27 protein-coding genes and 2 pseudogenes are annotated in these 26,042 nt (G+C 67.7%); 14 read left to right on the top strand and 15 right to left on the bottom strand.

Translation table 11 applies throughout. The features are described 5' to 3' along the window. Positions 1–3 precede the first annotated feature (3 nt). The 3 genes from OHB12_RS31045 to OHB12_RS31055 form a co-directional block, all read right to left on the bottom strand. Positions 4–327, bottom strand: coding sequence for a hypothetical protein (locus tag OHB12_RS31045; RefSeq protein WP_327113276.1), 324 nt, complete (start codon positions 325–327; stop codon positions 4–6). A gap of 356 nt (positions 328–683) precedes the next feature. Next, on the bottom strand, positions 684–1,817 hold the full coding sequence (locus OHB12_RS31050; protein ID WP_327113278.1) for a cytochrome P450: 1,134 nt from the start codon (positions 1,815–1,817) through the stop codon (positions 684–686). 253 nt (positions 1,818–2,070) lie between these two features. Then, the gene (locus tag OHB12_RS31055; RefSeq protein WP_327113280.1) at positions 2,071–3,315 is read right to left on the bottom strand and encodes a phthiocerol/phthiodiolone dimycocerosyl transferase family protein; all 1,245 of its coding nucleotides are present in this window, start codon (positions 3,313–3,315) and stop codon (positions 2,071–2,073) included. 287 nt (positions 3,316–3,602) lie between these two features. Here OHB12_RS31055 and OHB12_RS31060 point away from each other — a divergent pair, with 287 nt between their 5' ends. The 7 genes from OHB12_RS31060 to OHB12_RS31090 all read left to right on the top strand — a co-directional run bounded on the left by OHB12_RS31060 (position 3,603) and on the right by OHB12_RS31090 (position 7,474). Next, on the top strand, positions 3,603–3,758 hold the full coding sequence (locus tag OHB12_RS31060; RefSeq protein ID WP_327113282.1) for a hypothetical protein: 156 nt from the start codon (positions 3,603–3,605) through the stop codon (positions 3,756–3,758). A 205-nt stretch (positions 3,759–3,963) separates the two neighbouring features. Then, positions 3,964–4,437 (top strand): universal stress protein, encoded by a 474-nt coding sequence (locus tag OHB12_RS31065; protein ID WP_327113284.1) that lies wholly within the window; start codon positions 3,964–3,966, stop codon positions 4,435–4,437. Between the two features lie 205 nt (positions 4,438–4,642). Further along, positions 4,643–5,137, top strand: a complete 495-nt coding sequence (gene crcB, locus OHB12_RS31070) for a fluoride efflux transporter CrcB (protein WP_327113286.1) — start codon at positions 4,643–4,645, stop codon at positions 5,135–5,137. Next, positions 5,134–5,502 (top strand): fluoride efflux transporter CrcB, encoded by a 369-nt coding sequence (gene crcB, locus OHB12_RS31075; protein WP_327113288.1) that lies wholly within the window; start codon positions 5,134–5,136, stop codon positions 5,500–5,502. The genes crcB (OHB12_RS31070) and crcB (OHB12_RS31075) overlap by 4 nt, the downstream gene beginning before the upstream one ends. 217 nt (positions 5,503–5,719) lie before the next feature. Further along, a complete protein-coding gene (locus OHB12_RS31080) occupies positions 5,720–6,733 on the top strand; it encodes a cation diffusion facilitator family transporter (protein WP_327113290.1) in 1,014 nt (337 codons plus the stop codon). Positions 6,734–6,977: 244 nt separating this feature from the next. Continuing rightward, positions 6,978–7,343: a transposase gene (locus OHB12_RS31085; protein WP_327113292.1), complete on the top strand. Its 366-nt coding sequence runs from the start codon at positions 6,978–6,980 to the stop codon at positions 7,341–7,343. Next, positions 7,340–7,474, top strand: a complete 135-nt coding sequence (locus OHB12_RS31090; protein ID WP_327113294.1) for a hypothetical protein — start codon at positions 7,340–7,342, stop codon at positions 7,472–7,474. The genes OHB12_RS31085 and OHB12_RS31090 overlap by 4 nt, the downstream gene beginning before the upstream one ends. 25 nt (positions 7,475–7,499) lie before the next feature. Here the strand turns inward: OHB12_RS31090 and OHB12_RS31095 are convergent, their stop codons facing one another. Next, positions 7,500–9,125, bottom strand: a complete 1,626-nt coding sequence (locus OHB12_RS31095) for an LCP family protein (RefSeq protein WP_327113296.1) — start codon at positions 9,123–9,125, stop codon at positions 7,500–7,502. Between the two features lie 97 nt (positions 9,126–9,222). On the opposite strand from OHB12_RS31095, the gene OHB12_RS31100 reads away from it, so the two are divergent. After that, positions 9,223–9,699 carry a winged helix-turn-helix transcriptional regulator gene (locus tag OHB12_RS31100; protein WP_327113298.1) on the top strand — a complete coding sequence of 159 codons (477 nt, stop codon included), beginning with the start codon at positions 9,223–9,225 and terminating at the stop codon, positions 9,697–9,699. 107 nt (positions 9,700–9,806) lie between these two features. Here OHB12_RS31100 and OHB12_RS31105 read toward each other — a convergent pair whose 3' ends face one another. The 4 genes from OHB12_RS31105 to OHB12_RS31120 all read right to left on the bottom strand — a co-directional run bounded on the left by OHB12_RS31105 (position 9,807) and on the right by OHB12_RS31120 (position 14,262). Further along, on the bottom strand, positions 9,807–11,030 hold the full coding sequence (locus OHB12_RS31105) for a L,D-transpeptidase (RefSeq protein ID WP_327113300.1): 1,224 nt from the start codon (positions 11,028–11,030) through the stop codon (positions 9,807–9,809). Between the two features lie 256 nt (positions 11,031–11,286). Next, positions 11,287–11,961 (bottom strand): class I SAM-dependent methyltransferase, encoded by a 675-nt coding sequence (locus OHB12_RS31110; RefSeq protein WP_442800152.1) that lies wholly within the window; start codon positions 11,959–11,961, stop codon positions 11,287–11,289. 89 nt (positions 11,962–12,050) lie between these two features. Beyond that, positions 12,051–13,730, bottom strand: coding sequence for a glycerol-3-phosphate dehydrogenase (gene glpD, locus OHB12_RS31115; RefSeq protein WP_327113303.1), 1,680 nt, complete (start codon positions 13,728–13,730; stop codon positions 12,051–12,053). A 163-nt stretch (positions 13,731–13,893) separates the two neighbouring features. Then, positions 13,894–14,262, bottom strand: a complete 369-nt coding sequence (locus tag OHB12_RS31120; protein ID WP_327113305.1) for a hypothetical protein — start codon at positions 14,260–14,262, stop codon at positions 13,894–13,896. Positions 14,263–14,482: 220 nt separating this feature from the next. On the opposite strand from OHB12_RS31120, the gene OHB12_RS31125 reads away from it, so the two are divergent. After that, positions 14,483–15,298 (top strand): DUF72 domain-containing protein, encoded by an 816-nt coding sequence (locus OHB12_RS31125; protein ID WP_327113307.1) that lies wholly within the window; start codon positions 14,483–14,485, stop codon positions 15,296–15,298. A 53-nt stretch (positions 15,299–15,351) separates the two neighbouring features. Here OHB12_RS31125 and OHB12_RS31130 read toward each other — a convergent pair whose 3' ends face one another. The 3 genes from OHB12_RS31130 to OHB12_RS31140 form a co-directional block, all read right to left on the bottom strand. Next, a complete protein-coding gene (locus tag OHB12_RS31130) occupies positions 15,352–15,900 on the bottom strand; it encodes a YceI family protein (protein ID WP_327113309.1) in 549 nt (182 codons plus the stop codon). Between the two features lie 71 nt (positions 15,901–15,971). Beyond that, entirely contained in the window at positions 15,972–16,571 is a 600-nt protein-coding gene (locus tag OHB12_RS31135; RefSeq protein ID WP_327113311.1) for an FMN reductase, read from the bottom strand. Beyond that, positions 16,568–17,662: an LLM class flavin-dependent oxidoreductase gene (locus OHB12_RS31140; protein ID WP_327113313.1), complete on the bottom strand. Its 1,095-nt coding sequence runs from the start codon at positions 17,660–17,662 to the stop codon at positions 16,568–16,570. Before OHB12_RS31140 ends, OHB12_RS31135 begins: the two co-directional genes overlap by 4 nt. Positions 17,663–18,168: 506 nt before the next feature. Between OHB12_RS31140 and OHB12_RS31145 the strand changes: the two genes are divergently transcribed. Beyond that, the gene (locus OHB12_RS31145; RefSeq protein ID WP_327113315.1) at positions 18,169–18,714 is read left to right on the top strand and encodes an Rv3235 family protein; all 546 of its coding nucleotides are present in this window, start codon (positions 18,169–18,171) and stop codon (positions 18,712–18,714) included. A 214-nt stretch (positions 18,715–18,928) separates the two neighbouring features. Here OHB12_RS31145 and OHB12_RS31150 read toward each other — a convergent pair whose 3' ends face one another. Then, entirely contained in the window at positions 18,929–19,714 is a 786-nt protein-coding gene (locus OHB12_RS31150; protein ID WP_327113317.1) for a dioxygenase family protein, read from the bottom strand. 99 nt (positions 19,715–19,813) lie between these two features. Here OHB12_RS31150 and OHB12_RS31155 point away from each other — a divergent pair, with 99 nt between their 5' ends. Next, a complete protein-coding gene (locus OHB12_RS31155; RefSeq protein ID WP_327121643.1) occupies positions 19,814–20,266 on the top strand; it encodes a MarR family winged helix-turn-helix transcriptional regulator in 453 nt (150 codons plus the stop codon). 12 nt (positions 20,267–20,278) lie between these two features. Here the strand turns inward: OHB12_RS31155 and OHB12_RS31160 are convergent, their stop codons facing one another. Next, positions 20,279–21,187, bottom strand: coding sequence for a cutinase family protein (locus OHB12_RS31160; RefSeq protein WP_327113320.1), 909 nt, complete (start codon positions 21,185–21,187; stop codon positions 20,279–20,281). A gap of 307 nt (positions 21,188–21,494) precedes the next feature. Here OHB12_RS31160 and OHB12_RS31165 point away from each other — a divergent pair, with 307 nt between their 5' ends. Next, positions 21,495–22,514 carry a crotonase/enoyl-CoA hydratase family protein gene (locus OHB12_RS31165; protein ID WP_327113322.1) on the top strand — a complete coding sequence of 340 codons (1,020 nt, stop codon included), beginning with the start codon at positions 21,495–21,497 and terminating at the stop codon, positions 22,512–22,514. Positions 22,515–23,115: 601 nt separating this feature from the next. Then, complete coding sequence (locus OHB12_RS31170) at positions 23,116–24,726, top strand: hypothetical protein (protein ID WP_327113324.1); 1,611 nt, start codon at positions 23,116–23,118, stop codon at positions 24,724–24,726. A gap of 184 nt (positions 24,727–24,910) precedes the next feature. Here OHB12_RS31170 and OHB12_RS36500 read toward each other — a convergent pair. Then, a pseudogene (locus OHB12_RS36500) lies at positions 24,911–25,207 on the bottom strand (DUF4143 domain-containing protein); the annotation flags it as partial. On the opposite strand from OHB12_RS36500, the gene OHB12_RS31180 reads away from it, so the two are divergent. Next, positions 25,172–25,447 (top strand): hypothetical protein, encoded by a 276-nt coding sequence (locus tag OHB12_RS31180; RefSeq protein ID WP_327113328.1) that lies wholly within the window; start codon positions 25,172–25,174, stop codon positions 25,445–25,447. The pseudogene OHB12_RS36500 and the gene OHB12_RS31180 sit on opposite strands and share 36 nt — an antisense overlap. Before the next feature lie 3 nt (positions 25,448–25,450). Here OHB12_RS31180 and OHB12_RS36505 read toward each other — a convergent pair. Then, positions 25,451–25,816 (bottom strand): annotated as a pseudogene (locus OHB12_RS36505) (AAA family ATPase); the annotation flags it as partial. Positions 25,817–26,042: the final 226 nt, after the last annotated feature.

A 26,042-nucleotide genomic window follows, 5' to 3' on the forward strand; every position in this document is an offset into this window, starting at 1 on the left:
TTCTCATGCCAGTGCCTCCCCCGCCTGGTCGATGGCGCCCGCGGTGTCTGCGTCGGCGTCTTGTGCTTTCGCGCTGTAATCGCGCAGGACCTGCCCGTAGGCGCCGACCAGCTGTCCCGCGGTCGACAACGCCTGCGCGTGTTCGGACACGGCCGTAGCGAACCGTGCCGCGAATTCCGCGCCCACGAGGCCGAGATCGGCGGTCAGCTGGTCGGGATTCACCGCGTCGGACGCGACCGCCGCCGCCGACGCCAATTGTCTGGACACCGCGTCCGCGATCGCGGTGTAGGCGGCCACCGCCGCCGGGTCGAGCCTGAGCGTATCCACTGTTCCCCTCCCGGATCCCAGTCTGTCGCTGCCGCGCCATGATTCATCGCCAAGCGTACTGTGCGACCCGGGCACTACGCGGCCGATCCTCGGTGTCCGTTCCGATCGAGTGCGCCCGCAGACGCCGGCGGCGGATCCGATGGCGGCCGTCCGGTCCCTTTCCGGCATCGGAGTACCGGTGAGGAACCGGACAGCCGACGAGCCTGCTCAGAAGCGCTCGCGGCCCGCGCGTCGTTGGCCCGAGAAGGCCTTCACCTGAGCGAAGGCTCACGTGTCGAAATTGTCATCGGGAACCACAAGCCGCCTGTCCCGGACATCATATTGTGCGCCGTGTCACAGTCGAATATGTTGCCGGGTCATGCGTCGAGGACCACCGGAAGTGCGACCAGACCGTGTGCACGCCAAGAGTTTCGGTAGGCCGACTCGGCTGGCGGGACGGCGAGTCGCGCCCGCGGGTGCCGCGCGAAGAATTCCGGTACGACGGCGTCCACGATGAGGTCGGCGGTTCGCGCGCCCAGGCAGTAGTGCGGGCCACGGCCGAACATGAGGCTCGGCCTTCCCGCGCGGGCGGGATCGGAGTCGGCGCCGAACACCGAGAGCAAGACGGTGTCACCGCGAGGGATGGTGTGGCCGCCGACGGTCAGATCGGTTACCGCGAAGCGGCGGATGGCGAACGGCAGCGGGTTCGCCCGTTCCATCAGGTCGCGACGGCGGGCGGCCCAATCGGTCGCGGTGATGCCTCCTGAGCCGAGCAGCGCGGCGATCAGGTTGCCACACAGGTGTACCGCGTTCTCCAGACCGGCCAGCATCATCAGGAAGGCGAGCGAGACGAGTTCATCACCGGTGAGCGTCTCGTCGTCGGCGGCGCGGATCCATCCGCTGAGCAAATCGTCGCCGGCCTCGGCGCGCTTCGCGTCGATCAGCGCAGTGAAGGTCGTGGTCAACCAGCCGATCGCCGAGCCGAGCCGCCTGCCGGACTCCTTCGACGCCGCGTCGAAGGTCACCATGGCCGTCGCGGCATCCCGAAGGCCGGGATGGAGATCGGCGGGCACGCCGAGCAAGTCGCCGATGACCAACGCGGGAACCGGAACGCACAACCGGTCCAACAGGTCTACCGTCTCGCCCGCGGACTCGGCCAGCGCGGCGAATGTCTCGTCGGCGATCCGGCGCACCACGAGCTCGAGGCTCTCGGTCGAGCGTCGCGAGAACGCGGGCACCGCGAGCCGTCTGATCCTGCCGTGCTCGTCACCGTCCATGTTCAGCAGGTTGCGGTCCAGCGCGGGCGGCAGCGCGAAGCCCGCGTACCCGCCGCCGGAGTGCCGTTTGTCCAGGCTCAGCCGTTCGTCGGCGAGTAGCGCGGTCACCTCGTTGTATCCCGAGATCACCCAAACCTGTTGGCCACCAGGGAGTTCCGCGAGCTGGACCGCCCCGCGCCAGCTCGCGTGCTCTTCCCACCGTCGCTGCGCCGTTGTTCCGATCGTCCGCACCATCACCCAAACCTCACTGCCGCCGTCCTGGCAGAATAGGCGGCTGCCTCGCATTCGCTCGGCCCGGCGCAGGGCTGTAGTCGGACTTCGTCCGGCTCTGCCTATCAGCGGCTGCCTCGCATTCGCTCGGCCCGGCGCAGGGCTGTAGTCGGACTTCGTCCGGCTCTGCCTATCAGCGGCTGCCTCGCCTTGGCTCGGCCCGGCGCAGGGTTGTGGTCGGACTTCGTCCGGCTGTGCCTGTCAGGCGGTGGTCGGATTACTGGGCGCCCAAGGCGCTGCACGCGGAGAGGTGCGAAGTGAGTAGTCGGACTCGGGCCCGCTGCTGGATGGTGGTCTCCTCGGGATGGTGGATCTCGATGCTCAGCCGGTCGTCGAAGGTGCTGATGATGATGGTTCCGCTGGGCTGCTGCAGCCGGTGTCCGGTCTTGTCGGGCTTTCCCAGCATGATCGAGCGGAAGTCGTTGACCCGTAGGTCATCCGGGACCTGGGGTCGTCGCACGCGACCCCAGTTGGTGGCGAGGACGATTCCCGGCGCGGACGGCGGGGGTCCGCCCGCGATATCCGGAATGTGCAGTGGGGTCTGCTGCACGACACCTGCCGCGAGTTCGGCGCACAGGGAGTCGCTGATGCCGCGGGCCAAGCCGACGAGCGTGCCTGCCCCAGGAGCGGGGACGAAGTTCGCGAAGCCGAGGACGTTGGTGCCCTCGGTCATGCCGATCCGCTGCGCCACGCGGGTACGCAGGTCGACGGAATAGGTGTAGCTCAGCTCGGACAGGGGTAGCTCACGCAGCTCGGCCTCGGTCAGCAAGATCGCGGCGGAGGCGAGCCCATTGATCGTGGTGTTCTCCCGGTGCCCCAGTTCGGCCAGCGCCGCAGTCTGCGCTCTCGTCAGCCTGCATCGTGCCGTGCGGGGCAGTAGATAGCCGGGATCATCTGGGCCGCAGGGAGTTCGGGCCTCCGCAGTGGGCCGGGGCGGCATTGCGGGTGTATCGAACTTTTCGATGCCGCGCACGGTCAGCAGTTCCTCCACCGAACTCGGGTAACCATGCGGCTCCAGCTCGGGTGCGCGGCCCCTGGCCAGATCGGCGTAGCTGGACCAGAGCTCGGCGAACACGGCCAGCGAATGACAGGCATCCGCGATGCTGTGGTGGGTGACCAGCGTGACGCCCGCATTGTCGCCATCACGCACGACGCACAGCGCGCAGAGCGTTCTGCGCTGATCCAGCCGCGCGCCGGCCAGCAACCGTTCCGGATCTCCCTCGGCGACCGAGATCTCCGGTGGCGCGCCTGGCGATTCGAGCAGGACGTGTCCGCCCTGTCCATCCGGCTCCAAGCGGGCGCCGAGGATCGGGCGAGCGCGAACAACCGCCTCGAACGCTGCCGCCAGCGCGGCCAGGTTCAACCGGCCCGTTACTCGAACCGAATAGCCGACGAAGACTTCGCTGTTGGCGAAGATCTCCTCACTCGGAGCCAGCGGACGGATGACGATTGCCGTGGTCATGTCGATTCCTCCACCTGAGCTCCTCCCAGACGCCAGCCCGAGGCCAGTGCGCCGGTCTCCTTCGACATCATCGCTTCTGTCGTCTATCGCGACATCCGGCGGTGCTGTTTCTCATCGATGCCACAGCGACATCTCGCCTGGTACTCGGCGACAGTACGGTCGAGTCCGGCCAGTAGCGTGCGGCTCAGGAGAGCCGCACCAACGGAGGTTCTCATGACCGGACATGTCACCTATCGACTCGACGGCGGCATCGCCGCGATCACGCTGGACGACGGCAAGCGAACGTGATGTCCGGGAACATGATTCGCGGCATCGCCGCGTCGCTGGACCGGACGGAGGCGGATCGGGCCGTCGTCCTGTTCGCAGGGCGGCGGAGCGTGTTCTCGGCTGGCGACGACCTGGCGACCTTCTCCCGCCCCGTGGACGTCCGCCGGACCCTGTGAGTTCGCAGGCTGCTCGGTTTCCCGTTCCTGGTGGTCGCCGCGTGGGCCGTAGATGATTGGTCCGCGCGATCCACTGGGCGGGCAGCGAAACCGCCATCGAGTGGGTCGGGCTACCTCGGGGGCGCGATTCGCTCCGGCGAGCCCGCGGCCACCGAAGTGCCGGCGGCACAGGAAACGGCGGAATGAATCGCTCGGCATCGGCCGAATGCTGGTTCAGCTGTCGGCGAGGGATCACAATGGAGGGGTGTTCCAGCGGATCGTGGTGGGATACGACGACTCGCCCGGCGCCCGGGCCGCCTTGGAGATGGCGCTCGAACTGGCGGCGGTGCACCACTCCGCGCTCGTCGTAGTCGCTGTCGAAGAGTATCTGCCGCACTACGGTCCGGTGGTCGGCGAAATAGAGGATGAGCGTTCGATCGGGGAGCTCGCCTGCCGCCGGTGGCTGAGCACGGCCGCCGAGGCCGCCGGAAAGCGGGGCATCGAGGTGCATGCGGAGATCCGGGCCGGGCAAGCGGCGCGAGAACTGGCCACCTCCGCGGCCGACCACGCCGCCGACCTTTTGGTTCTGGGACGGAGCGGGCATTCCGGTATCTGGGGTCGTTTCATCGGCAGCACCGCGGAGAAGGCCGCCCGGCATGCCGACTGCTCGGTCCTAGTCGCCCACGGCGGCAACGGCTAGCCCGATCACCAGTCAGCGCATCGGGACACCTCGACTCCGGAATTCGGCCGTCGCAGCCCCGTCCGTGTCTCCGATCGCGCTCCCGAGTGGACTATCCTTGCCGCAACGCGGCGGTGGGGCTCGCCGCTCCGATACCCGGAACAACCGCGGCAGACCGCCGCCGACAGTCCCTATTCGAACCGCAACGTTCGTGTAGGAGACATCCGTGCCTGGTGAACCGACCGAAGAAACGATCGACGCCGACATCGCCGCGCGAGGGCCGGCACACCGCTGGCAACTCTGGCGCACCCACGGCACCGTGCTGCTGGTCGTGGCAGCGGGTGGTGCCTTCGGCGCGCTGGCTCGCTACGGTCTCGCGCAGTGGTTGCCCGCCCGGCACGGCCATGTGCCGTGGGCCACGTTCCTCACCAATGTCACCGGCTGCTTTCTGATCGGCGTGCTCATGGTCGCGGTCACCGAGATCTGGGCGGCGCATCCGCTGGTCCGTCTATTCCTCGGCGTTGGCGTGCTCGGCGGGTTCACCACCTTCTCCACCTACGTCAGCGAGATCCGCGACCTGCTGCGGCCCGGCACGATCGCCGTCGCGTTCGGCTACCTGGCGGGCACGCTGATCTGCGCCCTGCTCGCCACGCTCGCGGCGATGTGGGTCACCCGGGCCTGGTACGAGCGCCTGCACCACGCGCGGGAGGGGTCGGCGTGATCGTGTTGCTGGTCGTCCTCGGCGGCGCGATCGGGGCGCCGCTCCGCTATCTCACCGACCGGGCGGTGCAGAACCGCTGGGACGTCCTGTTCCCGTGGGGCACCTTCGTCGTCAATCTGGTCGGATGCCTCGTGCTCGGCGGCCTCACCGGCGCGGGGAGCGCGTTGTCGACGCCACTGTTCGTTCTGCTCGGCACCGGCTTCTGCGGCGCGCTGACCACCTACAGCACCTTCAGCTACGAAACCGTGCGGTTGGCCGAACGTGGCGCCTATTTCTATGCCGCGATGAACGTCGTGGTCAGCGTTGTCGCCGGGCTGGGCACAACCCTCGCGTCCTATGCGGCGGTGCACGCCGTGTTCGGCTGACCGATGGGTAGGTGCTCATTCATGCGGTTGAGTTCCGACCTTGTCGATCAGTCGAGTCCGCTGGTGGGCGCGTGTCGCGTTGCGAGTGAAACGGCTGGATAGTAGGAGTGATCCAGGTCACTCTATGGGGATGCTGCGGACCGCTCAGGGTGAGCTAAGCTGTCGTAACAGATGCAGATATGCGCATACGTCACCGAGATGAAAGCGGGCTGGGTCGATGGGACATGAGCACGAGCATGATCACACACACGGACACGGGGTGTCCGTCGATGCCGACCGGAGGTGGCTGACCGTAGCGCTGGTGCTGATCGGCGGCTTTATGGTGGTCGAGGTCGTGGTCGGTCTGCTGGCCAACTCACTGGCGCTGCTGTCCGACGCGGCGCACATGCTCACCGACGCCGCTTCGATCGTGCTGGCGCTCGGCGCCATCCGACTCGCCGCCCGTCCCGCGCGCGGCAAGTACACCTACGGTTACAAACGCGCCGAGATCCTGTCGGCGCAGGCGAACGGCATCACGCTGCTCGTGCTTGCCGGCTGGCTGACCTACGAGGCCGTCCGGCGTCTGCTCGAGCCGCCGGAGGTGACCGGCGGGCTCGTGGTGGTGACCGCGCTGGTCGGCATCGTGGTCAATATCGCGGCCACGTGGGCGATCAGCAAGGCGAACCGGTCCAGCCTCAACGTTGAGGGCGCCTTCCAGCACGTGCTCAACGATCTGTACGGATTCATCGCGACCGCCGTGGCCGGACTCGTCGTGCTGTTTACCGGATTCGCCAGAGCGGATGCGATCGCCACGCTGATCGTGGTCGCGCTGATGGTCAAGGCGGGGCTCGGGCTGGTGCGCGAATCCGGCCGGATCTTCCTGGAGGCGGCGCCCGCGGGCGTCGATCCGGACGTGCTCGGGCACCGGCTGGTCGAGATCGACGGCGTCGATGAGGTGCACGACCTGCACGTCTGGCAGATCACCTCCGGTGACATCGCGCTGTCGGCGCACGTGCTGGTCCGGGCCGGCGCGGACTGCCACGGATTGCGTCAGCGGATCGAGCGGCTGCTCGATCACGACTACGACATCACCCACACCACCTTGCAGGTCGACCACAGTCATGTCATCGATGCGGCACCAGCCGCCGACCCGCAGCGCCTGCTGCCGGTGCTGGACGACCACTGCGACGACGCCCACGGCCCGGTGCACCGCGACCGCCCGGCGTCCACGGCGGGTATCGGCGCGCCGTGACCTCCTGGCGGCGGCCCGAGGGGACTGCGTGTGAGCCATAAGCAGGGGGGCGGTTCGAACTCGCCCCCACCCCGGAACAAGCCATCGTGATGGGTCGGCACTGCGGGCTGTCGCGGGTGGTGGAGAACCTCCGGCTGACGGCCGCGCCCGCATCCTCGGGGCGACGGTCCGGGAACAGGCCGGAAGGTGGTGGATCTCCTGCCAACTCGCGATCGACCGCACCGACATCAATATCCGCCACCGAGTGTCTGCCGATGCTCCGAAATGCGGAATCGACCTGGGGCTTGCGACATTCGCCGTCATTACCAGCAGCGATGGCGCCACCGAAGGCATCCATGGCCCCAAACCGCTGAAAGCCGCGCAACGCGCGTTGAAGCGAGTCAACCGGAAACTGGCCCGATCCGAACCCGACTCCAACAACCGGGCAAGGGCCCGCGAGCGTGTGGCCCGGCTGCACCTGCGGGTCGCCGAACGGCGGCGCGACTTTCTGCACAAGACCACCACCAGGCTGGCGAGAACCAAGTCGGCCATCGCGCCGAGCGAGCGCGAGTTCGCGTTCACCGTTTTTGGCGCTACGTCTTCGAGCCCGTCGAGGGCGGCACCGAGGTGACCGAGTCGTTCCAGCTGCACAGCAACCCGGTTCTGCGGCTGTACTGGCTGCTGGCCGGATGGACCCGCGGCAAGACGAACGTCGAGGGGATGCGGGAGACGCTGAATCGGATCAAGGCCGTCGTCGAATAGCGCACGGATCAGAGCATGCGGTCCGCTAGTTCACGCAGGGCACCGTGTTGCCGATGGTGGTGGTGACCGGCTTGCCCGCGTCGGGCGTCGGCGGAGCGGAACCGCTCGGCGTGGATGCGGTGTCCGCAGAGGTCGAGTCGAATTCGGCGGGCATGGAGAAGTCGCTTCCGAGGACGATCTTGACGTGGCCGGCCGGGACGTCGGGTGACGCGGTGACAGTGAATCCGCCGAGGACGTCGGCCAGCTGGGTGGCGTCGGTCTCGGCGCCGGTGCCGTAGGTGATCGTGGTGGTGGAGCCGTCGGCGTAGGTGGCGTTGGCCACGGTGCCCTGCTGGTAGCCGCGGCCGGCCAGCGCGGAGGAGAGCTTGCCGGCCCGGCCTGCGACGTGGCTGGCGTTGTGTACATCGACGATGCTGGTCGGCACGCGCACCGAGGTAGGCTGCGGCTGGTCGACGTCGAACGCGGCGCGCACCTCCTTCTTGATGGCCGCCGCGTCGACGATATTGACGTCCTGGCCGTCGATGTTGTCGTAGCGCAGCACCGGCAGCGTGCGGAACTCGACCGACATCGCCCCCGCCGTGCCCAGTTCGCGTGCGAAGTCGAGCAGGTTCCAGTCGTCGGAGAGCACGACGTCGCGATGCGCCACGTCCATCAGCTGGGAGAGCTTGCCGATATTGGTCAGCGTCCCGGAATCCTGCAGCGACTTGGCCACCGAAGTGAGGAACGCCTGCTGGCGGTGGGTGCGGTCGAGGTCGCCGTTTTCCAGGCCGTGGCGCTGCCGGACGAACGCCAGCGCCTCGGAGCCGTCGAGATGCTGCGGTCCGGCCGGGAAGGTGGCACCCGAGTAGTAGCTGTCGTCCACGGCGTGGTTCAGGCAGACGTCCACGCCGCCGAGTGTCGTGGCGAGGTCGTAGAACCCGGCCAGCGAGATCTCGGCGAAGCGGTCGATCGGGACGCCGACCAGGTTGCGCACGGTCGACACGATAGACGCGCGTCCGGCCTCCCGGCCCTCGCGTTCCAAGGTGACCTGATCCTTCTCTCCCGAGGCGATCAGCTTGGCCTGGGTGGCGGCCTTCTTCAGGCCGTACGCCTCTTTGATCTTGGCGTGGTCGTAGCCGGGGATGCCGGAGACGGGGACGTAGTCGTCACGCGGAATGGAGAACGCAACGATCTTCTTCATGTCCGCCGGAATATGCAGCAGGATCAGCGAATTCGCGTTGTAGCCGCCCTCTTCGCCATCGCCTGCGTGCAACTGGTCGAGGATCGTCTTCGGCAGATCGTCGCCGTTCTGGTCCTTGCGGGTGTCAAGGCCGATCAGCAGGATGTTCAGGTCGCCGCCGAGGGAGCGGGGCGCGTCCGCGCCGATCGCGTCGGTGCGGGTGAACCCGTGGTCGAAGTCGGTCTTGGCGGACCAGGCGAAGCCGCTTCCGGCCAGGATCCCGAGGGCGGAGGCCGCCGCGACCAGCCGGGTCGCGATGCGGGCCGCGCGCAGGGTTCGCCGGTGCCGCTCGGTTCCGGGGTGACGACGGGCGTCGGTGCGGCGGTGGCGGGGTGCGGCGGCGCGCGGTGGCGCGCTGATCCTGGCAAAAGGGATGGTGTCGTCGTCGCTCTGTGCAGCGGTTCTCCTGGCCGGCATCCGTTCTCGTTCCATCGGATCGCTCCTTGCACCGCACCATCGCCCTCGACTCGACAGTACCCACGGTTCGGCGCGACGGTCTGGCCCGCGCTCGCACGTCGCGGTCGCGATAGTGTTACCGCTCGGCGTCGGCATTCGCGCGGTCGCGGTGCAGATCAACGGCGTGCTCGGCGACCGGTGGACCATTCTGCTCATCGCCGAGGCGTTCTTCGGCGTACACCGATTCAGCGATTTCGCCCGCGATATCGGCATCACCAATCGCAACCTGCTCACCAGCCGCCTGCGCATGCTGATCGACGCGGGCATCCTCACCCGCACCGACCACGGGGGCGGCCGCGTCGACTACCGCCTCACCGCGGCGGGGCGCGACCTGTATCCGATCGTCATCGCGATGATGGTCTGGGGAGACAACCATCTGATCGGACCGGAGGGTCCGCCGGTCGTCCTCGAACACCGCCCGTGCGGGCACGCCACCTCGCCGGTGCTGGTCTGCGACCACTGCCGCGAACCACTCGACCCGCGTGACGTCGACGCCACGGCGGGCCCGGGGTTCCAGCAGCCGCTTGGCGCCGACGAGCAGGTCTCCTGAGCGAGGGTCCGGCGGAGCCGCAATAGGATGTGGGCATGGCTCACCGATCACCGTGGACCGGGCGCGGCTGAGCTTCCGCCCCACCCTGTGCTGCGGCGTATAAGTCGCTAGCGCAGCGCGCTGCCCTGCACCCACTGGTCCCACGGCAGACCCCAGTCGCCGTTCTGCCAGACCTCGAGTGGGGCGCCGCCGGTGTTGCGGATCTCCACCACGTCACCGGGGACGGCAAAGGTGAAGAACCACTGGGCGTTCTCGCCGCTGAGGTTGAGACAACCGTGCGAGACGTCGGTGTTGCCCTGGGCCCAGATGGTGGAGTCGAGCTGATGCAGGTAGATGCCGTCGGTGCTGATCCGGGTTGCCCAGCCGATGGCCTCCTTGTAGCCGAGGCGGGAGTTGATCGGCAGGCCGTAGGTAGAGGAGTCCATGATCACCGGATTGGCTTTGTCCATCACGGTGTAGACACCGGGCTGGGTCCAGAAGGTGAGCGTCTTGCCCGCGATCACTTCGCGACCGCCCATGCCCATCGAGGTCGGCATCGTGCGAATCAGCTTGCCGTTCTCGAAGACCTGGATCTGCTTGGTGTTGTCGTCGGCGATCGAGACGTGCGAGGCGCCGATGGCGAACGTGGTCTTGGTGTCCTCCTGGCCGTAGAGGCCATGGCCGAGTTCCTGGCCGTAGATGTTCGCCGCGACGGCGACCTTGGTGCCCGGGGCGTAATACTCCTTCGGGCGCCAGTGGGCGTTGCGATCGTCCAGCCAGTACCAGGAGCCTTCGACCGGCGGGTCGGTGGTCACCGAGAGCCGCTTCTCGGCGGCGGTGTGGTCGGGGATGTCCTCGTCGAAGTGGGCCACCACGACGGTGCCGACGCCGAACGTGCCGCCATCGGCCAGCGGCGTGCCGCCGGTGGTTGTCAGGTACACCTTGGTCTGGTTGTTAGGCTTCAGCGTGGCGAACGTAGAGCTGGTGGGACCGATCCTGCCGGTGATGGTGAGCCCCTCGGCGGTGACGGTGTAGGTGTGTCCGTAGCCGAGGGGTTCGACGGGCTTCCAGGTCGTCTTGTCCGGGGTCAGGATGCCGTCGACCGCCTTGCCCTGTTCGTTCGTCATCGCGACCGAGGTCAGCATGCCGTCGGTCGCGCTCACCTGGACCGGCGCGAGCGGATCGACGTTCTCGCCGCCGGACCCCGGCGTGATGGCGATGGGCGCGGCCGCCGGGCCGGTGGCGCCCGGCGCGGGTTTCGGTGTCGACGAGGACGAGCACGCCGCCACGACGAGCGCCATCACCAAGGCGAACCCCGCGATGACACCGGATCGGAAGCGGGGGGTCGCCATGAATTCTCCTGTGTTCGCCGTGCGCTACCCATAGCGCACCCTCGTACTGTCCCGGGCCGTAGTTTACCGGTCACCCAAGCAGTGAAACGCCTGCGACAGAGGCTCACGGCAGGTTCCCAGCCGCTCCACAGGAACGGTCTGAGCGATCGTGGAATCGGCGCCGTTCTACTTCGATTCCTGCCGGTTCCGGTCGACGGCAGCAGGGTTGTCGCGCCTGCGGGATGTGGGATGGGGGCGCGGACGGCGCCCGCGCGGGCTAGTTGCGGCGAATCCTGGCCAGCCAGGCAGCGACGTCGACCAGGCCGGACTCGGAGACGTCCAGTTGGGCTGCTTCCTGGGCCACGACGTCGGTGATCCGCCCGCGGTAGCGCGTAGGCCGCAGGTCCTCGACTTCCCAGCCGTCGCGAAAGGAGTCCCGGATCACCGAGTCGCTGATCCGTGGGCCGAACCCTGGTTCGGTATCCGAGAGAGCGAGGATATGGACCGCGCCGCCCGGCTTGCAGATCGCGTGCAGACTGCGGACATAGGCAGCTCGCGCCTCGTCCTCGCTGCCGAAAACATGGAACAGGGCGCTGTCCACGATGGTGTCGAACGCGGGTGCGGAGCCGGGCGGATCACCGGCGAAGTCCGGACGGTCGCCGAGCGCGAGCGCGTCGGCCACCTCGAATACGGCGGTGGGGATCTTCTGTTCGGCGGCATTGGCACGGGCGTAGGCGACGGCGCTGGGCGACATGTCGACACCTAGTACGTCGTAACCGAGTCTCGTCAACAGAATCGTGTGTTCGCCCGCACCGGAACCGGGGTCGAGCACCCGTCCCCTGATCCATCCGTCACGTTCGAGCGCGACGATGGCGGGCTGTGGTGCGCCGATCACCCATGGTGCGGTGTCGTTGTCGTAGACGGTGTTCCAGAATTCGGCGGGACGTGTCATGGTCTCCATGGTCCATCCTGAACCGGGGTTGAGGTCAACCCTGCGGGTCGTGGCCGGGCAAGAACACGGTCGGCGCCAGGTGGGCGGGTTCAGGCGACGGCGACCAGCCGGGCCGCGTTCGCGGACTCGTCGTCGGCCGCCTGGTTGGCGGCCAGTTCGGCGTGCACCCGGTCGCGGTAGCGGGTGATCTCGCGGTCCGTGTCCGCGGCGTCCCAGCTGAGGCGAGCGCCGACGAGCCAGGCCACCGCGGGTGCGGCGGCCAGTCCACGGTCCGCGGCCTCGATGGAGATGCGGGTGCGGCGGGTGAGCACGTCGTCCAGGTGCAGGGCGCCCTCATGGGTCACCGCGTACACGGCTTCGGCGCCGAGGTAGCCGGGCGCCCCGGTCAGCGGCTCGGCCAGTTCGGGCTCGTCAGCGATCAGGTCGAACAGGTCGGCGATCGCCGAGCCGTAGCGGCCGAGCAGGCGTTCGACCGTCGCCTTCGGCAGCCCGCGGCGCTGCGCGAGGCTGTCCACGTCGGCGGCGAGTTCGTGGTAGCCCACCGCGCCGAGAATCGGCAGGCGCTCGGTCACCGACGGGTCGACCGCCCGGCCGAGCCCCTCGACCGCCGCATCCACCACGTCGGCGGCCATCACGCGATAGGTGGTGTACTTGCCGCCCGCGATCACGAACAGGCCCGGTGCGGGCTCGGCGACCGCGTGCTCCCGTGACAGCGTCGCGGTATCGGCCGACGCACCGGACAGCAGCGGGCGCAGCCCCGCGTAGGTGCCGACGATGTCGTCGCGGGTCAGCGGCTCACGCAGCACCCGGTTGACGTGGTCGAGCAGGTACTGCACGTCGGCGTCGCTGGCGGTCGGGTGGTCCCGGTCCAGCGACCAGTCCGTGTCGGTGGTGCCGATGATCCAGTGCCGGTCCCACGGAATGACGAACAGCACGCTCTTCTCGGTGCGCGTGATCAGCCCCGTGTCCAGGTCGAGGCGCTCGCGCGGAACCAGGATGTGCACACCCTTGGACATACGGACGTGGAACGGGAATTCGACGCCGGTCATCCGGTTCATCTCGTCGGTCCAGACGCCGGTCGCGCTGATCACCCGGCGCGCGCGGATGGTGTGCACCCGGCCGGTCTCCAGATCGGTGACGTCCGCGCCGACGACCCGCTCGCTGTCGCGCAGCAGGCCGGTCACCTTGGTGCGCGTCAGCACCGTCGCGCCGTGCTGGGCCGCGGTGCGCGCGAGCATCATGGTGTGGCGGGCGTCGTCGACTTGGGCGTCGAAGTAGCGGATGGCGCCGGTCAGCGCGTCGGGGCGCAGCGCGGGCGCCGATTCCAGTGCGCGCGTGCGGGACAGGTGTCGGTGCATGGGCAGTGCGCGGGCGCCGCCGATGGTGTCGTACAGCGCGACACCCGCACCGATGTAGGCGCGTTCCCACACCCGATGTCGCAGCGGCAGCAGGAACGGCACCGGCCGCACCAGGTGCGGTGCGAGGCTGTGCAGCAGCAGGCGGCGCTCCCGCAACGCCTCACGCACCAGCCAGAAGTCGAGCTGCTCCAGGTAGCGCAGGCCGCCGTGGATGAGCTTGCTGGAGCGGCTCGAGGTGCCCGCCGCGAAATCCCTGGCCTCCACCAGGGTCACGGTCAGGCCGCGGGAGGCGGCGTCGAGAGCGGCGCCCGCGCCGACCACGCCGCCGCCGATAACGAGGACGTCGATCTCGGTATCGCCGAGCGAAGCCACTGCTCGGGTGCGGTATTGGGGGTCTAATCGTGCGGACACAGCGGTATTTCTCCTTGCTTCAGTGATATCTCGAGTATCTCGGGCAATTCGGGCATCGGTGTCACCGGGGTTGGTGATCACGCACCGCGCCGACTCGCAGGAGCCCGAGTGCATCCGTAGCGGGCGAAGGACGTCGCGGTGGATGCGGTGGGGTTGTCGGGCGTCAGCGCCGCCAGCCGGGTCGGCCGTCCACCCACACGACCGGCGCGGGGATAGTTCCGTCGCCGATGCACAGCCACAGCGTGATCCAGTTGACCCGGTACGCACGGCGCATCTCGGCGGTGTCCGCGAAGCGCCGGCATTCGGGCCTGCCGAACGGCGTGTGGTCCAGTGCGATCCAGTGCTGGACACACGGTTGCGACCACCCTGGCCAGCGGCCGACCTGGATGTCCGGCGAAGGCACCCACACCGGTCCGCAGTGGCGCCAGCGCAGAAGGGTGTGGTAGTTGATTCCGGCAAGCGTGGCCATGCGGCCCATACCGAGGAAAGAGCGGATCCCGGCATCGTTGTGGTGTGGCGCTGGTTGCGTCATACGTCGTCCTCGTCGGTCATGCCGATTCTATTGCTGTGCGACAAGTTTCGTCAGAAGTCGGGGTGATGCTGCAATCGTCTGACCATCGGCTGTGCCGCGGTCCGAGCCGCTGGCAGGTCGTTGGGCTACGGATCCGGCGAGGTGTGGGTGTCGTGCGAATCCGCTCGTGTCGGCTGCCTGCGTTAGCGTCGAAAGTATGCGGCTTCATGTGGGATGTGCGATGTGGACGCACGCGGCATGGCAAGGGCGGCAGCTCGCACAGGGGGAGCGGCTGCGCTGGTACGCCACGTGGTGCAACGCGGTCGAGGGCAATACGACGTTCTACGCGACGCCGTCGCCTCGCACGGTGGAATCGTGGGCCGCTCAGTCCGATCCCGAATTCCGATTCGTGATCAAGCTGCCCAAGCCGATCACACACGAGCGCAGGTTGATCGGCGCCGACGAAGCACTGCGGTCGTTCCGCACCTCGATGGAGCCGCTCGGCGAGCGCATCCACGCGTTGTGGGTCCAGCTGCCCAGCTCGTTCGGCCCGACCGATCTCGGTGCGCTCGCCGGATTCCTGCGGCGGCTGCCTGCCGCCTACCGGCCCGCGGTAGAGGTCCGGCACCCCGCCTTCTTCGCCGACGAGCAGGCAGCGCGCAGGCTCGAATACGTGCTGTCGCGAGTCGGCGCCGAGTGGATACCGTTCGATACCACAGTGCTTTTCGATGGTCCGCCCACCAGCGCGGGCGAGCAGGAAGCGGCGGCGAAGAAGCCACGCCTGCCGCGCCGGACGCGCGCGCTGACGGAATATCCGATCGTGCGGTATCACGGGCGTGACGACATCGCACGGACTGTCGAGGGCTGGCAACAGTGGGTCGGCGTGGTCACCGAATGGCTGTGCGAAGGCAGGTCGCCGACGGTGTTCTTGCACACTCCGGACAACGCCGAGGCATTGGGCCTGGCCCGCCGTTTTCACGACGAGGTTCGTGCGCGGCTGCCCGAGCTCGATCCGCTCCCCGAGCCGACGCCGACCGAACCGATGACCTTGTTCTGACCGAAAAGGACGTTCCCGCAGGAGAACGAACGCCTGCGGGAACCTTTGGCTGGTCAGGACTGCAAGCCGACCTCGACCTCGAGGCTCAGCGTGATCTTGTCGCCGATCACCGCGCCGCCGTCGGGCAGCGGCATGTCGATGGTGATGCCGAAGTCACGGCGGTTGATCACGGTCTTGGCCTCGAATCCCGCGACCGGGCCGTGGCCCATGCCGGGGTTGACGCCCAGGAACTCGACGTCGAGCGAGACCGGCTTGGTGACACCGCGGATGGTGAACTCGCCGTCCACCACGAAGTCGGCGCCGTTCACCCGGAACCCGGTGGACTTGAAGGTGGCTACTGGGAAGTCCTTGGCATGGAAGAAGTCCGCGGTGCGCAGGTGTTCATCGCGCTGTTCGTTGTCGGTGGTGACCGAGTCGACCCGGATCTCGGCCTCTGCCGAGGTGGTGCCGTCCTCGCCGATGACCAGCTTGCCGGAGAAGTCGGTGAAGCGGCCGCGAACCTTGCTGACCATCAGGTGGCGTACCGAGAAGCCGAGGGTGGAGTGGGTGGGATCGATGGCCCAGGTGCCCGCGGTCAGGGCGTTGGTGGTTCCGGTCGTCATAGTGTTCTCCTCATATAGTTGAGATTTCAATTACTTGCGCGTGCGTTGGATCTGTGGATGCCGGTTGAGGGTCAGGGGGTGCCGAGCAGCTGTGCGAACGGTACCGGGTCTTCGGACGGATCGGAAGTGCGCCGAGCTTTGCCGAGCACTGTTGCGAATTCTGCTGCGGCGCGGTCGATTCGAGCACGCAAACCGTCCGCGTCCGCCGATGCCCAGTCTTCGGATGCCGCGTAGACCGACGTCGGCACGACCATCGCGCGCAGGTAGCTGAACATCGGTCGCACGGCGTGCTCGAGCGCGAGGGAATGCCGAGAGGAGCCGCCGGTCGCGCCGATCAGCACCGGCATCCCGGTGAACGAATCCGGTTCCAGCACATCGAAGAACGTCTTGAACAGGCCGCTGTAGGAGGCGTTGAAGATCGGCGTGACGGCGATCAGGCCGTCGGCCGCGCCGACGGTGTCGAGCACCTCCCGCAGTCCGCCCGCCGCGAATCCGGTCAGCAGGTTGTTTGCCAACTCGTGGGCGTGGCCGCGCACTTCGACGACGTCGAACGTCGCGCCCCGGCCGGACGCTGTCAGCGCGCGGTCGGTGGCCGCGGCCAGCCGATCGGCCAACAGCCGGGTCGACGAGGGCTGGGACAGGCCCGCGGAGACGACGGCGATGCGGGTCATCGGATTGCCTCCACCGCGGCGTCGCGCGCGGTAACCATGGACGCGTGCGTCGGCGCGTCCGGTACCTGGGCCGGTCGCCGCGCGTCGAATTCCTTACGCAGCACCGGGACTACTTCCTCGCCGAGTAGATCCAGTTGCTCCAGTACCGTTTTCAGCGGAAGGCCCGCGTGGTCCATCAAGAACAGCTGGCGCTGGTAGTCGCCGAACGACTCGCGGAAGGTGAGCGTCTTGTCGATGACTTCCTGCGGGCTGCCCACGGTCAGCGGTGTCTGCTCGGTGAACTCCTCCAGCGAAGGTCCGTGTCCGTACACCGGCGCGTTGTCGAAGTAGGGGCGGAACTCGCGGACCGCGTCCTGGGAGTTCTTGCGCATGAACACCTGTCCGCCCAGGCCGACGATGGCCTGGTCGGCCGAGCCGTGTCCGTAGTGTTCATACCGCTGCCGGTACAGCGCGATCAGCCGTTGGAAGTGTTCCTTCGGCCAGAAGATGTTATTTGCGAAGAACCCATCGCCGTAGTAGGCCGCCTGCTCGGCGATATCAGGGCTGCGAATCGAGCCGTGCCAGACGAAAGGCGGCACGCCGTCCAGTGGGCGCGGGGTCGAGGTGAACGACTGCAGCGGCGTGCGGAACTTACCCTCCCAGTCGACCACGTCCTCCCGCCAGAGCCGGTGCAGCAGGTGGTAGTTCTCGATCGCCAGCGGGATCCCGTCGCGAATGTCCTTGCCGAACCAGGGATACACCGGTCCGGTGTTACCGCGGCCGAGCATCAGGTCGACGCGGCCCTCGGCCAGATGCTGCAGCATCGCGAAGTCCTCGGCGATCTTCACCGGATCGTTCGTGGTGATGAGCGTCGTCGCGGTGGACAGCTGCAGCCGCTCGGTCCGCGCCGCGATGTAGCCGAGCATCGTCGTCGGCGACGACGGCACGAACGGCGGGTTGTGGTGTTCGCCGGTGGCGAACACGTCCAGCCCGACCTCCTCGGCCTTGCGCGCGATCGTCACCATCGCCGTGATGCGCTCGTGCTCACTCGGCGTCCGGCCGGTGGTCGGATCGGTCGTCACATCACCGACCGTGAAAATCCCGAACTGCACGATGCCTCCTCGATTCCCAGTCTGACAGTAAATTGGTGGATATGGCAACCAAGACAACCGGCGGAAGTGCCCGGCTATTCCCGCAGCGGCCGGTGGCGTCGGTTACGGCAGGTATTCCCGCAGCCAGGTCACCTGCCCCGTGTCGAGTTCGGTGGCGTCGAAGTGCGTGAACGGGACGGTCAGGGCGAAGGGGACCCATACGCCCATCGCTGTGCGTGCCGCCGGATAGTCTCGGATTCCCGGCTGCGGCCGCTACTCGCTCGTCGGTCGTCGGTCGTCCACGATCTCCGCCTCGGATGGGTGAGTGCCGACTCCAACATAGGGGTGCCCGGTGCCTTCGCCCGTGTCCGGCAACTACAGGCTCAGCGACAGCGGGCCGCTGGACATGCGCGTGTGAGTGGGGCGCGCTACCGGAATCAGGTAGCCGACTACCCACGACATCCTGTGGCATGTCCGCAGAATTGGCCGCCTCAGGGTTGTAGCAATTGGGGTCGAAGGGGTGTCACATGGCTGGATATCGCGATTGGCTGTCGCCTGCTCCGAATCCGGAACCGCCGTTGGAAAGTCGTCGCCGCGCCGAGGTTGAGCGGGCGGCAGGGAATCCGGCGGCGCGCGCATTACCGTGCCGGACCCGCCCGCACGCCGCCGAGCCGGGACGGGTGGGTGCGGGTGTGCGGCACGCGATGCGGAAGGGACATTCGGGCGACACTCGGATCGACCACGAAAACTACTCGGCAGCACGACATTTCGCTGAGGCTGCGGTGCGGGTCGCGTTGGAGGTGCTCGACCGCAGAAGATCGGTGGCGCAGCTGGCCGCGGTCGCCGACCCGACGGTGATCGCCGCGGTGCGCACCTTGATTGGTGCCGATCTCGTGCCGGGCCGCTCGCTCGGCGTCGCGGTGCCGATCCGGGTGAGCGTGACGCTGGTGGACGCCAAGACCGCCGAGGTCTACGCCGGATATGCCCGCGGCAGGCGGCATTTCGCGCTGGCGGCGCGTATCGCACGCACCCGATCCGCGGGGTGGCGGCTGACAGCATTGCGGATCAGGTGACGAGAGGCCGCGGCGTGGGTTCGTTTCCGCGTAGCGGCCGGACGGCGGGTCAGTTGCGCAACAGCAGGAAGGTGCCCGCGACGAGGAGTGCGAGGATCACCGATGCGACGCCGTACGCCAAGCGATGGTCGCGCACGCCGGGGATGGCGCGGTCGAGGGCGTAGCGGCCGGGGCCGGTCAGGGTGATCGCGGTGGCGGCAAGGGTGAGCGGCGCTCAGCCGAGTTGAATGGATCGGCGGGCCATGCCGAACCAGTAACCGTCGATGACGGTGCGCAGCGAGTCGAGGTCGTTCTCGCCGGCACCGAGTGAGACGAACAGCGGTGCGAAGTGATCGGTGCGCGGATGGGCGAGGCCCGCCGCGGGCGCCTTGTGCTCGAAGTCGAGCACCGCGTCCAGGTCGCGGGCGGCCAGCGCTTCGCGGCCCCACTCGTCGAATTCCACGGTGTATGCGTGGACGTGCTCGTCGTCGGTCGTCATGGCGCGCAGGTTGTGGGTGAAGAATCCGCTGCCGACGATCAGGACACCCTCGTCGCGCAGCGGAGCCAGCCTGCGACCGATGTCCATCAGCGCCCGCGGGTCCAACGTCGGCATCGACAGTTGCAGCACGGGCACGTCGGCCGCCGGATACATTTCCTTCAGCGGCACATAGGCGCCGTGGTCGAGCCCACGGTCCGGGACGTCGGCCACGGTGACCCCGGGGCCGCGCAACAGGTTCCGCACCTTCTCGGCCAGCTCCTGCGCGCCCGGTGCGGCGTAGCGCACCTGGTAGTAGCGCTCGGGGAAGCCCCAGAAGTCGTAAACCAGCGGCACGGTGGTGGTAGCGCCGAGCGCGATCGGCGCGGCCTCCCAGTGCGCGGAGATCATCAGGATCGCGGTGGGTCGCGGAAGATCGCGCGACCACGCGGCCAATTCGGCGGGCCAGCGCGCATGGTCGGCCAGCGGCGGGGCCCCGTGCGAGAGGTACAGCACCGGCATTCGTTCGGAACTCGTGCCGGTCATGGCGTTCTCCCCCTTTGGGTCGCTAGTAGTTCAAATTTGAACATAGAGGGGACACTAGCAAGTTGTTCAAATTTGAACAAGAAGACTAAGGTGGAAGTCATGGATCCGCAGTGGTTGAACGCGCGCGAGATGGAGGTCTGGCAGAACTTCCTCGCGGCGGGAGCGCTCGTCGCTCGCGAGGTCGAACGCCATCTCAGGCAGGAGGGGCTGTCGCACACGCAGTATGAAGTCCTGGTCCGGCTCGCGGACGCGCCGGAAGGCCGCCTGCGGATGACCGAACTGGCCGACGCGCTCTACACCTCGAAGAGCGGTCTGAGCTATCAGGTGACGCAGCTGGAGAAGGCTGGACTGCTGGTGCGCGAGGCATGCCCGACAGACGTGCGCGGCGTCATCGCCGTCCTCACCGATGCGGGCCGGGATCGTCTGGCGCGGATCGCTCCCGGCCACGTTGCCACGGTTCGCCGGGTCCTGGTCGACGTGCTCACGCCCGCCCAGCAGGACGCCGTCGCGGACGGGCTCGGCGAGGTCGGCCGACGGCTGACCCCCTTGTGAGGTGACCGGACCTCAGGCCACCGAGCTCAGCCAGTCGTGCATCCAGGACAGCGCGGTCTTTCCGCCGCCGACCGGATAACTGCCATAACGGGTGTGCGCCTGGGAGCGGTAGAACTCGTCGAACAGACGAGCCCGTTCCTGGTTGGCCGACTCCGAGAGCTGGTTCTGCAGCAGCGTGATCCCGCCGTTGGTCATGAGATCGCCGATGATCGCGCCCATTTCGAGCTGGTAGCGCCAGATGTTGGCCAATTCGGGATGGGAGGTCTGGGCCAGAAAGCCTGCGAAGCGGGTCACGAAATCGTCCGCGGCGGTGGCGCAGTAGAGGTCCCCGATCGCGCAGATGGTGCGGGTCTGTGGGCTGACGAAGCCGAACCCGCCGATCCGGGGACCACCCGCGCCCGCGCCGTGGACCGGGGGTCCGACCATCGCGTCGGCGGGTGAGCGGCGCGGGTCGGAGATGAGACCGACCGCGGCGATCCGGTGCGGCGGCACGACGCCGAGGCCGGTGCCGATCTCCGCGGCGAGATCACCTGCGGCGTCCGCGCCCTGGCTGTACCCGATCAGCGCGATCCTGGCCGCGTCGCACTGGTGGGCCATCGCCGCGATCATGCCGCGCGCGCTGTCCACGGCCTCGCGCTTGGAAGCTCCGTAGACCTCGCTCTCCCACGGGAATGCCGTCGCGGCATAGCTGACGTAGTCGACGCGCACCGTGGCGGGCAGTCCGTTGGTGACCGCCGCGAGCATCCCGGGCCCCGGCCTGTCGCCGTCCGGCTGATCGGTGGTCTCCCATGTCCCCGGGATCGCCACCACGTAGGTGCTCGGGCACCCCGAGTCGGCGGCGGCGGGCCCGATTCCCGGGCTGACACAGGGCAGCGTCATCGCCGCGATTCCGATGGCCGCCCACATCAACTTCGATCGCATGGCGTTTGCTCCTGGTACTCCACGCGCCGCAGGGCGCTGCCCGGCAGGAATCGGCCTTCGCCAGTGCCGTGCGGTGGTCGGCCCAGGACCGTCGAAGGCGCCATTGAGACTCATCGGTCTCAAATGTCCAGTCAGGATAGCGGCGGTGTGGGAGACAGCACAATCATCGCCTATAGTGACGCATATCACACTGATTGATGTTGTGCTATCTGTTAGGCGGGCGCTGCTTTGGATCACCTCCTTCGGGCGGCTGGTTCGGTTGCGGTCTGAGCGTGAAATCTCTCGCCTTCAAGTAGAGGAAGCGTTGATGACAGACAGTGGCATCCAGGCCGATGATGGGCCGGGCGCGTGGTACCGGAACTGGACCGAAACTCCCGACTCGCCCTGGACGGGCCGTCCGGAGCCGCAGAGCGATCGGGAGTATCGGACGCTGACCTACGAGCGGGACGGCCGCATCGCGCGGATCACCTTCAACCGCCCGGAGAAGGGCAATGCGATCACGCCGGACACTCCGCACGACCTGGCGCACGCCGTCGAGCGTGCGGATCTGGATCCCCGGGTGCACGTGATCCTGCTGTCCGGGCGCGGCAAGGGATTCTGCGGCGGGTATGACCTGAGCATGTTCGCCGAGCAGAGCTTCGTGGTGCGCGGCGGTCCCGACGATGTGGCGGGGACCGTCGTCGATCCGACGGTGCAGGGCCGCAACCACAATCCGGCGCAGACCTGGGACCCGATGATCGACTACGCGATGATGAGTCGCTTCAACCGCGGCTTCGCGAGCCTGTTGCAGGCGAACAAGCCGACGGTGGCCAAGCTGCACGGCTTCGCCGTCGCAGGCGGCAGCGACATCGCCCTGTTCGCCGACCAGATCATCTGTGCCGACGACACGAAGATCGGCTACCCGCCCACCCGCGTCTGGGGCATCCCCGCGGCGGGCATGTGGGCGCACCGGCTCGGCGACCAGCGCGCCAAACGCCTGTTGTTCACGGGCGACTGCATCACGGGGAAGCAGGCAGCCGAATGGGGACTGGCAGTCGAGTCGTGTCCCGCCGCCGAGCTCGACCAGTGCACCGAGGAATTCGTCGCGCGAATCGCCCGCATGCCGATCAACCAGTTGATGATGGCCAAGCTGGCGCTCAACTCGGCGCTGTACGCGCAGGGCGTCGCGAACTCCGGCATGATCAGCACTGTGTTCGACGGCGTCTCCCGGCACACCAGGGAGGGCTACGCCTTTCAATCACGTGCTGCCACAGCCGGTTTCCGTGAAGCGGTGCGGGAACGCGATGAACCCTTCGGTGATCACAAGCGCGGCCCGTTCGACCGGTAGTCCCGCAGGGTGTGGAGATCGACGCCGAAGGTGGGTCGCGCAAGGGCGACGTGCGGCGCCGACATCTTCCGAGGCTGTCGGCGCTGTTGCTATGCGTCGGAAGCGTGTCCGAACCGCTTGTTCACTCTCGCGCAGTGTTTCCGCCCAACCACCGGTGTGCCGGTCGGCGGCGGCGAGTCCGACGCGGAGGTGTTCCGGCCGAACGATGGGGTGGTCGGCCCGGTGTCGCCGAGAGGGGGCGCTCGGCGACACCGGCGTATCCGAACGCGCTGCGAGAGCGCACGTGCCGCCGCGAAGGGAGAGCACGCCACCTCAGCATAGAGCGATCAATGGTTTGGCGCGCGCCGCGAATCCCGCATGGGCACGACGGACCACGGCGCGCGGTGCATGGGCGCCGAATCATGGCGCGCGTGCCGTTCGACTGCCTGATCACACGTGGATCTGACGACCGTGGAATCGCGCCGCGCCGCGTGTGTCGTCCGCGCCGCGCCGAATTGTTCCTCGTCTCGATAAATGAATAGTTTCGCTGGCAGCGGTACATCGACTATGAATGGGATGTGCCGTTGCCATACGTGATCACTTGTCCGCCATCGAATCTCCCATGCGGGGAGCGCTGATGGTCATCGAACATCCCATCGAGGACGAGGTCACGCAGCTGGCGAGACGGGTCGAAAAGGCCCGTGGACGGCTCGCCTACCAGTTCGATCCCGCGCTCACCGAGGCGCTCTCGGAGGACGAGCTGTATGCCGAACGTGATCTCGCCGAACGGATTCGTACGCAGGAGCGCGGACAGCGCTGGAAAGAGGCGCAGGCTGCCGCCGCGGCATCCGACCGTGCCAGGCAGACCACCGAAGCGATCGAGAAGGCCGACATGCGAGATCTGTTGCTCGCCCGCAAGGCGATTGCCGCGCAGCGACGAGAATCCAGCCCGCACGCGAAGCTGGCCTCGCTCTACCGGCACCGGTCGTGGTCGCTGCGCGCACTGGCCGGCGTCGTGGCCGCGGGCATGCTGTGGTCGGCGGTCAACGTCCAGCACAACATCGCGCCCGGCGGCGCCGCCGATCCGCTGTACTGGTTCAGCTACCTCCTCGAAGGCATGATCAGCGTCTGCCTGATCATCATCATGATCGGCACCAACAAGGTCGCCGAATGGGGAGTCATCGACAACCGCCGTCAGGTCGCCACTGCCGAAGTCGCCCTCCTGTCCTTGACGGTCAGCCTCAACACCTACCCCTACCTGCGGGCGGGCGCGTGGTACGACGCCGCTGTGCACGCCATCGCGCCGGTGATGATCGGTGTCGCGCTGCTCATCCACGACGCCGCCAGCGCCCGCTACGGCCTCGCCATCGCCAGGGCCACCGAGCAGGTCCGCGATCTGCCCGACCCGGCCGAGCAGATTCGGCTCACGCTGCCCAGGTACCAGATGCCCGTTGCCGCGGAAGTGACGGTGCCGGGCGCGCCGCACGATCAGCCCGACGTCGAAGCACATCTGGAACCGCCGGCCGAGGTGACGCAGGTGACGGTGATCCCGCAGCCCGACGCCGAGGACGCGATCGTCGAAACCAATGGCGCACCGGCACATCCGGAACGTCCCGCTCGCGTCGCCATGGTGAAGGCGGAGAAGAAGCGCGCTCCGGTCGACTCACCCCGGAGACCGGTGCTGCCCGACACCATCACAGCGCTCGACCCGATGGACGACTTCGAGACTCGCCCCACCGTTCCGGTGCAGGTCGAGGACATCGACGCGTCGGTGGCCGCGAAGAGCAAGCCTGCCACGGCGGCCGACGGCAAGATGGCCGACGTGGACAGCGAGCTCGTCGCACCGGTAACCAAGGTCGACGATCGACCAGCGGCGCGAGCGCACATCGAAGAGCCGGCCGCGACCAAAGCGGTTGTCCGGCAGACGGCTTCGGCCAAGCCGCGGCCCCCGGTATCCGACTCCGAAGCCCCGACCGTCGTGCTGCCGGAAATCACCGGCGTAGGCGCCACGACCCGCCCGGTCGCCGAAGCCAAGAGTGGCACCGGAACGGTCGATGCCAAGGGCGGCAATGACAGCACCACGCCCGATGTCCGCCCGCCGGACATTTACGACACCGGCTCGTTCCGCGTCGCCGATATCCTCGAGCAGGAACTCGCCGAACTGCAGGCCGAGCGCCGTCGCGCCCGCACCAGCAGGCAGCGGACCGCGTCAACTGCGGGACGCGAGTCCTAGCGAGTCCCGTGCTTCGACAACGGTGCCCGTCGGCGCCAGGCGACAGGCCTGGCGAGACGGGCACCGTCGTTTCCGTCGTCCACCGCAGGATCTGTCGCGCCCCGGACGCCATGCCACCGCCGACCCGGAGCTGACGGGCGAGTTCGCCGAGTACGAAGGTTTCGATGAGCCCGCCGGTGGTGGCATCGTTGGTTATGCCGGTGCGCAGATTGGCGGCGAGGCCGGAGTCGTTGAAGACGAGCTTGGGTGTGGCGATCGCCCGTGCAGTGGCGTTGGCGGACCATGCGGGGATCAGCCGGATCAGATAGATGACTTCCAATAGGCCGATGTATTCGCGGATGGTGGTGACCGGGACGCCCAGATCTGACGACAGTCGGCTGTAGTTGAGCAGACCACCGCTTTGTGCGGCCAGGGTTGCGACAAGTCGGCGCATATCGGAGCTGCGTTGAATATCGGCGACCTGATGGATGTCACGGCTCATGATGTCGTCGAGGTAGGACTTGAAGAACTGTGCACGGCGCCGGGGATCGATCCTGCGAACAGCTTCGGGATATCCGCCGCGGGCGGCGATCGCTATATAGTCTCGGCGGCGCAGATCCGACGAAGCGGTCCGCAACCGAGTGCCTTCGGCGAATGCCGCATCGATGAATCCCTCGGGTGTGCCGAGTATTTCGCCCTGCGACAGCGGGAAGAGTTCCAAGGTCTCCGAGCGGCCGGGTAGGGCGTCGGGGAGTTCGCTGAGCTTCAGCAGACGTGCGGAGCCGGTCAGCAGGAATCGCCCCGGACGTGGGTCGCGATCGACGATGTTCTTGATGGCCAGCCAGGGCTCGGGAACTCGCTGGACTTCATCGATCAGCATGGTCCCAGGGGCATCCAGGAATGCGATCGGGTCGGCGGTGGCGGAGGCTCGGGTTCGAGGGTCGTCGAGGTACCGCTTCACGACGTCAGGGCGGTCTCCGAGACATCGATCGGCAAGCGTGCTTTTACCGGTTTGACGTGCACCGTTGATGATGACGACGCGGGTGTCCGATAGCGCCTCTTCGATCAGTCCGGCAGCTCGTCGGGGCAGGTACTCGACGGCTTGTCGCATCGAAGGATCACTAGGTATCGGCCGTCGATCTGCCGACAACTATGCCGTCGATCTGCCGACACATCAGCCGTCGATCTGCCGAAATACCTTCCGTCGATCTGCCGACAAGGTTTCCGTTGATCCGCTCTCTCGGCTTCTATGTCTCTCGCGGCGACGCCGGTAGTCCGATCGGGCGCTTCGCCGGCCAGAACGCCGAGTCCCGGCCAGGGTGGGTACTCCGGCTACC

The sequence above is a fragment of the Nocardia sp. NBC_01730 genome, assembly GCF_035920445.1.
In the GTDB taxonomy this organism is placed as follows: domain Bacteria; phylum Actinomycetota; class Actinomycetes; order Mycobacteriales; family Mycobacteriaceae; genus Nocardia.

Bases quoted from the DNA above. Each gene is read 5' to 3' on its own strand.
- OHB12_RS31055 (WP_327113280.1), bottom strand. From the start codon at position 3,315: ATGACCACGGCAATCGTCATCCGTCCGCTGGCTCCGAGTGAGGAGATC.
- OHB12_RS31095 (WP_327113296.1), bottom strand. From the start codon at position 9,125: ATGGAACGAGAACGGATGCCGGCCAGGAGAACCGCTGCACAGAGCGAC.
- OHB12_RS31160 (WP_327113320.1), bottom strand. From the start codon at position 21,187: ATGCGATCGAAGTTGATGTGGGCGGCCATCGGAATCGCGGCGATGACG.
- OHB12_RS31155 (WP_327121643.1), top strand. From the start codon at position 19,814: ATGGATCCGCAGTGGTTGAACGCGCGCGAGATGGAGGTCTGGCAGAAC.
- OHB12_RS31110 (WP_442800152.1), bottom strand. From the start codon at position 11,961: ATGACACGTCCCGCCGAATTCTGGAACACCGTCTACGACAACGACACC.
- OHB12_RS31120 (WP_327113305.1), bottom strand. From the start codon at position 14,262: ATGACGCAACCAGCGCCACACCACAACGATGCCGGGATCCGCTCTTTC.
- OHB12_RS31165 (WP_327113322.1), top strand. From the start codon at position 21,495: ATGACAGACAGTGGCATCCAGGCCGATGATGGGCCGGGCGCGTGGTAC.
- OHB12_RS31065 (WP_327113284.1), top strand. From the start codon at position 3,964: ATGCTGGTTCAGCTGTCGGCGAGGGATCACAATGGAGGGGTGTTCCAG.
- OHB12_RS31060 (WP_327113282.1), top strand. From the start codon at position 3,603: ATGTCCGGGAACATGATTCGCGGCATCGCCGCGTCGCTGGACCGGACG.
- OHB12_RS31135 (WP_327113311.1), bottom strand. From the start codon at position 16,571: ATGACCCGCATCGCCGTCGTCTCCGCGGGCCTGTCCCAGCCCTCGTCG.
- OHB12_RS31050 (WP_327113278.1), bottom strand. From the start codon at position 1,817: ATGGTGCGGACGATCGGAACAACGGCGCAGCGACGGTGGGAAGAGCAC.
- OHB12_RS31080 (WP_327113290.1), top strand. From the start codon at position 5,720: ATGGGACATGAGCACGAGCATGATCACACACACGGACACGGGGTGTCC.
- OHB12_RS31130 (WP_327113309.1), bottom strand. From the start codon at position 15,900: ATGACGACCGGAACCACCAACGCCCTGACCGCGGGCACCTGGGCCATC.
- OHB12_RS31150 (WP_327113317.1), bottom strand. From the start codon at position 19,714: ATGACCGGCACGAGTTCCGAACGAATGCCGGTGCTGTACCTCTCGCAC.
- OHB12_RS31170 (WP_327113324.1), top strand. From the start codon at position 23,116: ATGCGGGGAGCGCTGATGGTCATCGAACATCCCATCGAGGACGAGGTC.
- OHB12_RS31145 (WP_327113315.1), top strand. From the start codon at position 18,169: ATGGCTGGATATCGCGATTGGCTGTCGCCTGCTCCGAATCCGGAACCG.
- OHB12_RS31105 (WP_327113300.1), bottom strand. From the start codon at position 11,030: ATGGCGACCCCCCGCTTCCGATCCGGTGTCATCGCGGGGTTCGCCTTG.
- OHB12_RS31125 (WP_327113307.1), top strand. From the start codon at position 14,483: ATGTGGACGCACGCGGCATGGCAAGGGCGGCAGCTCGCACAGGGGGAG.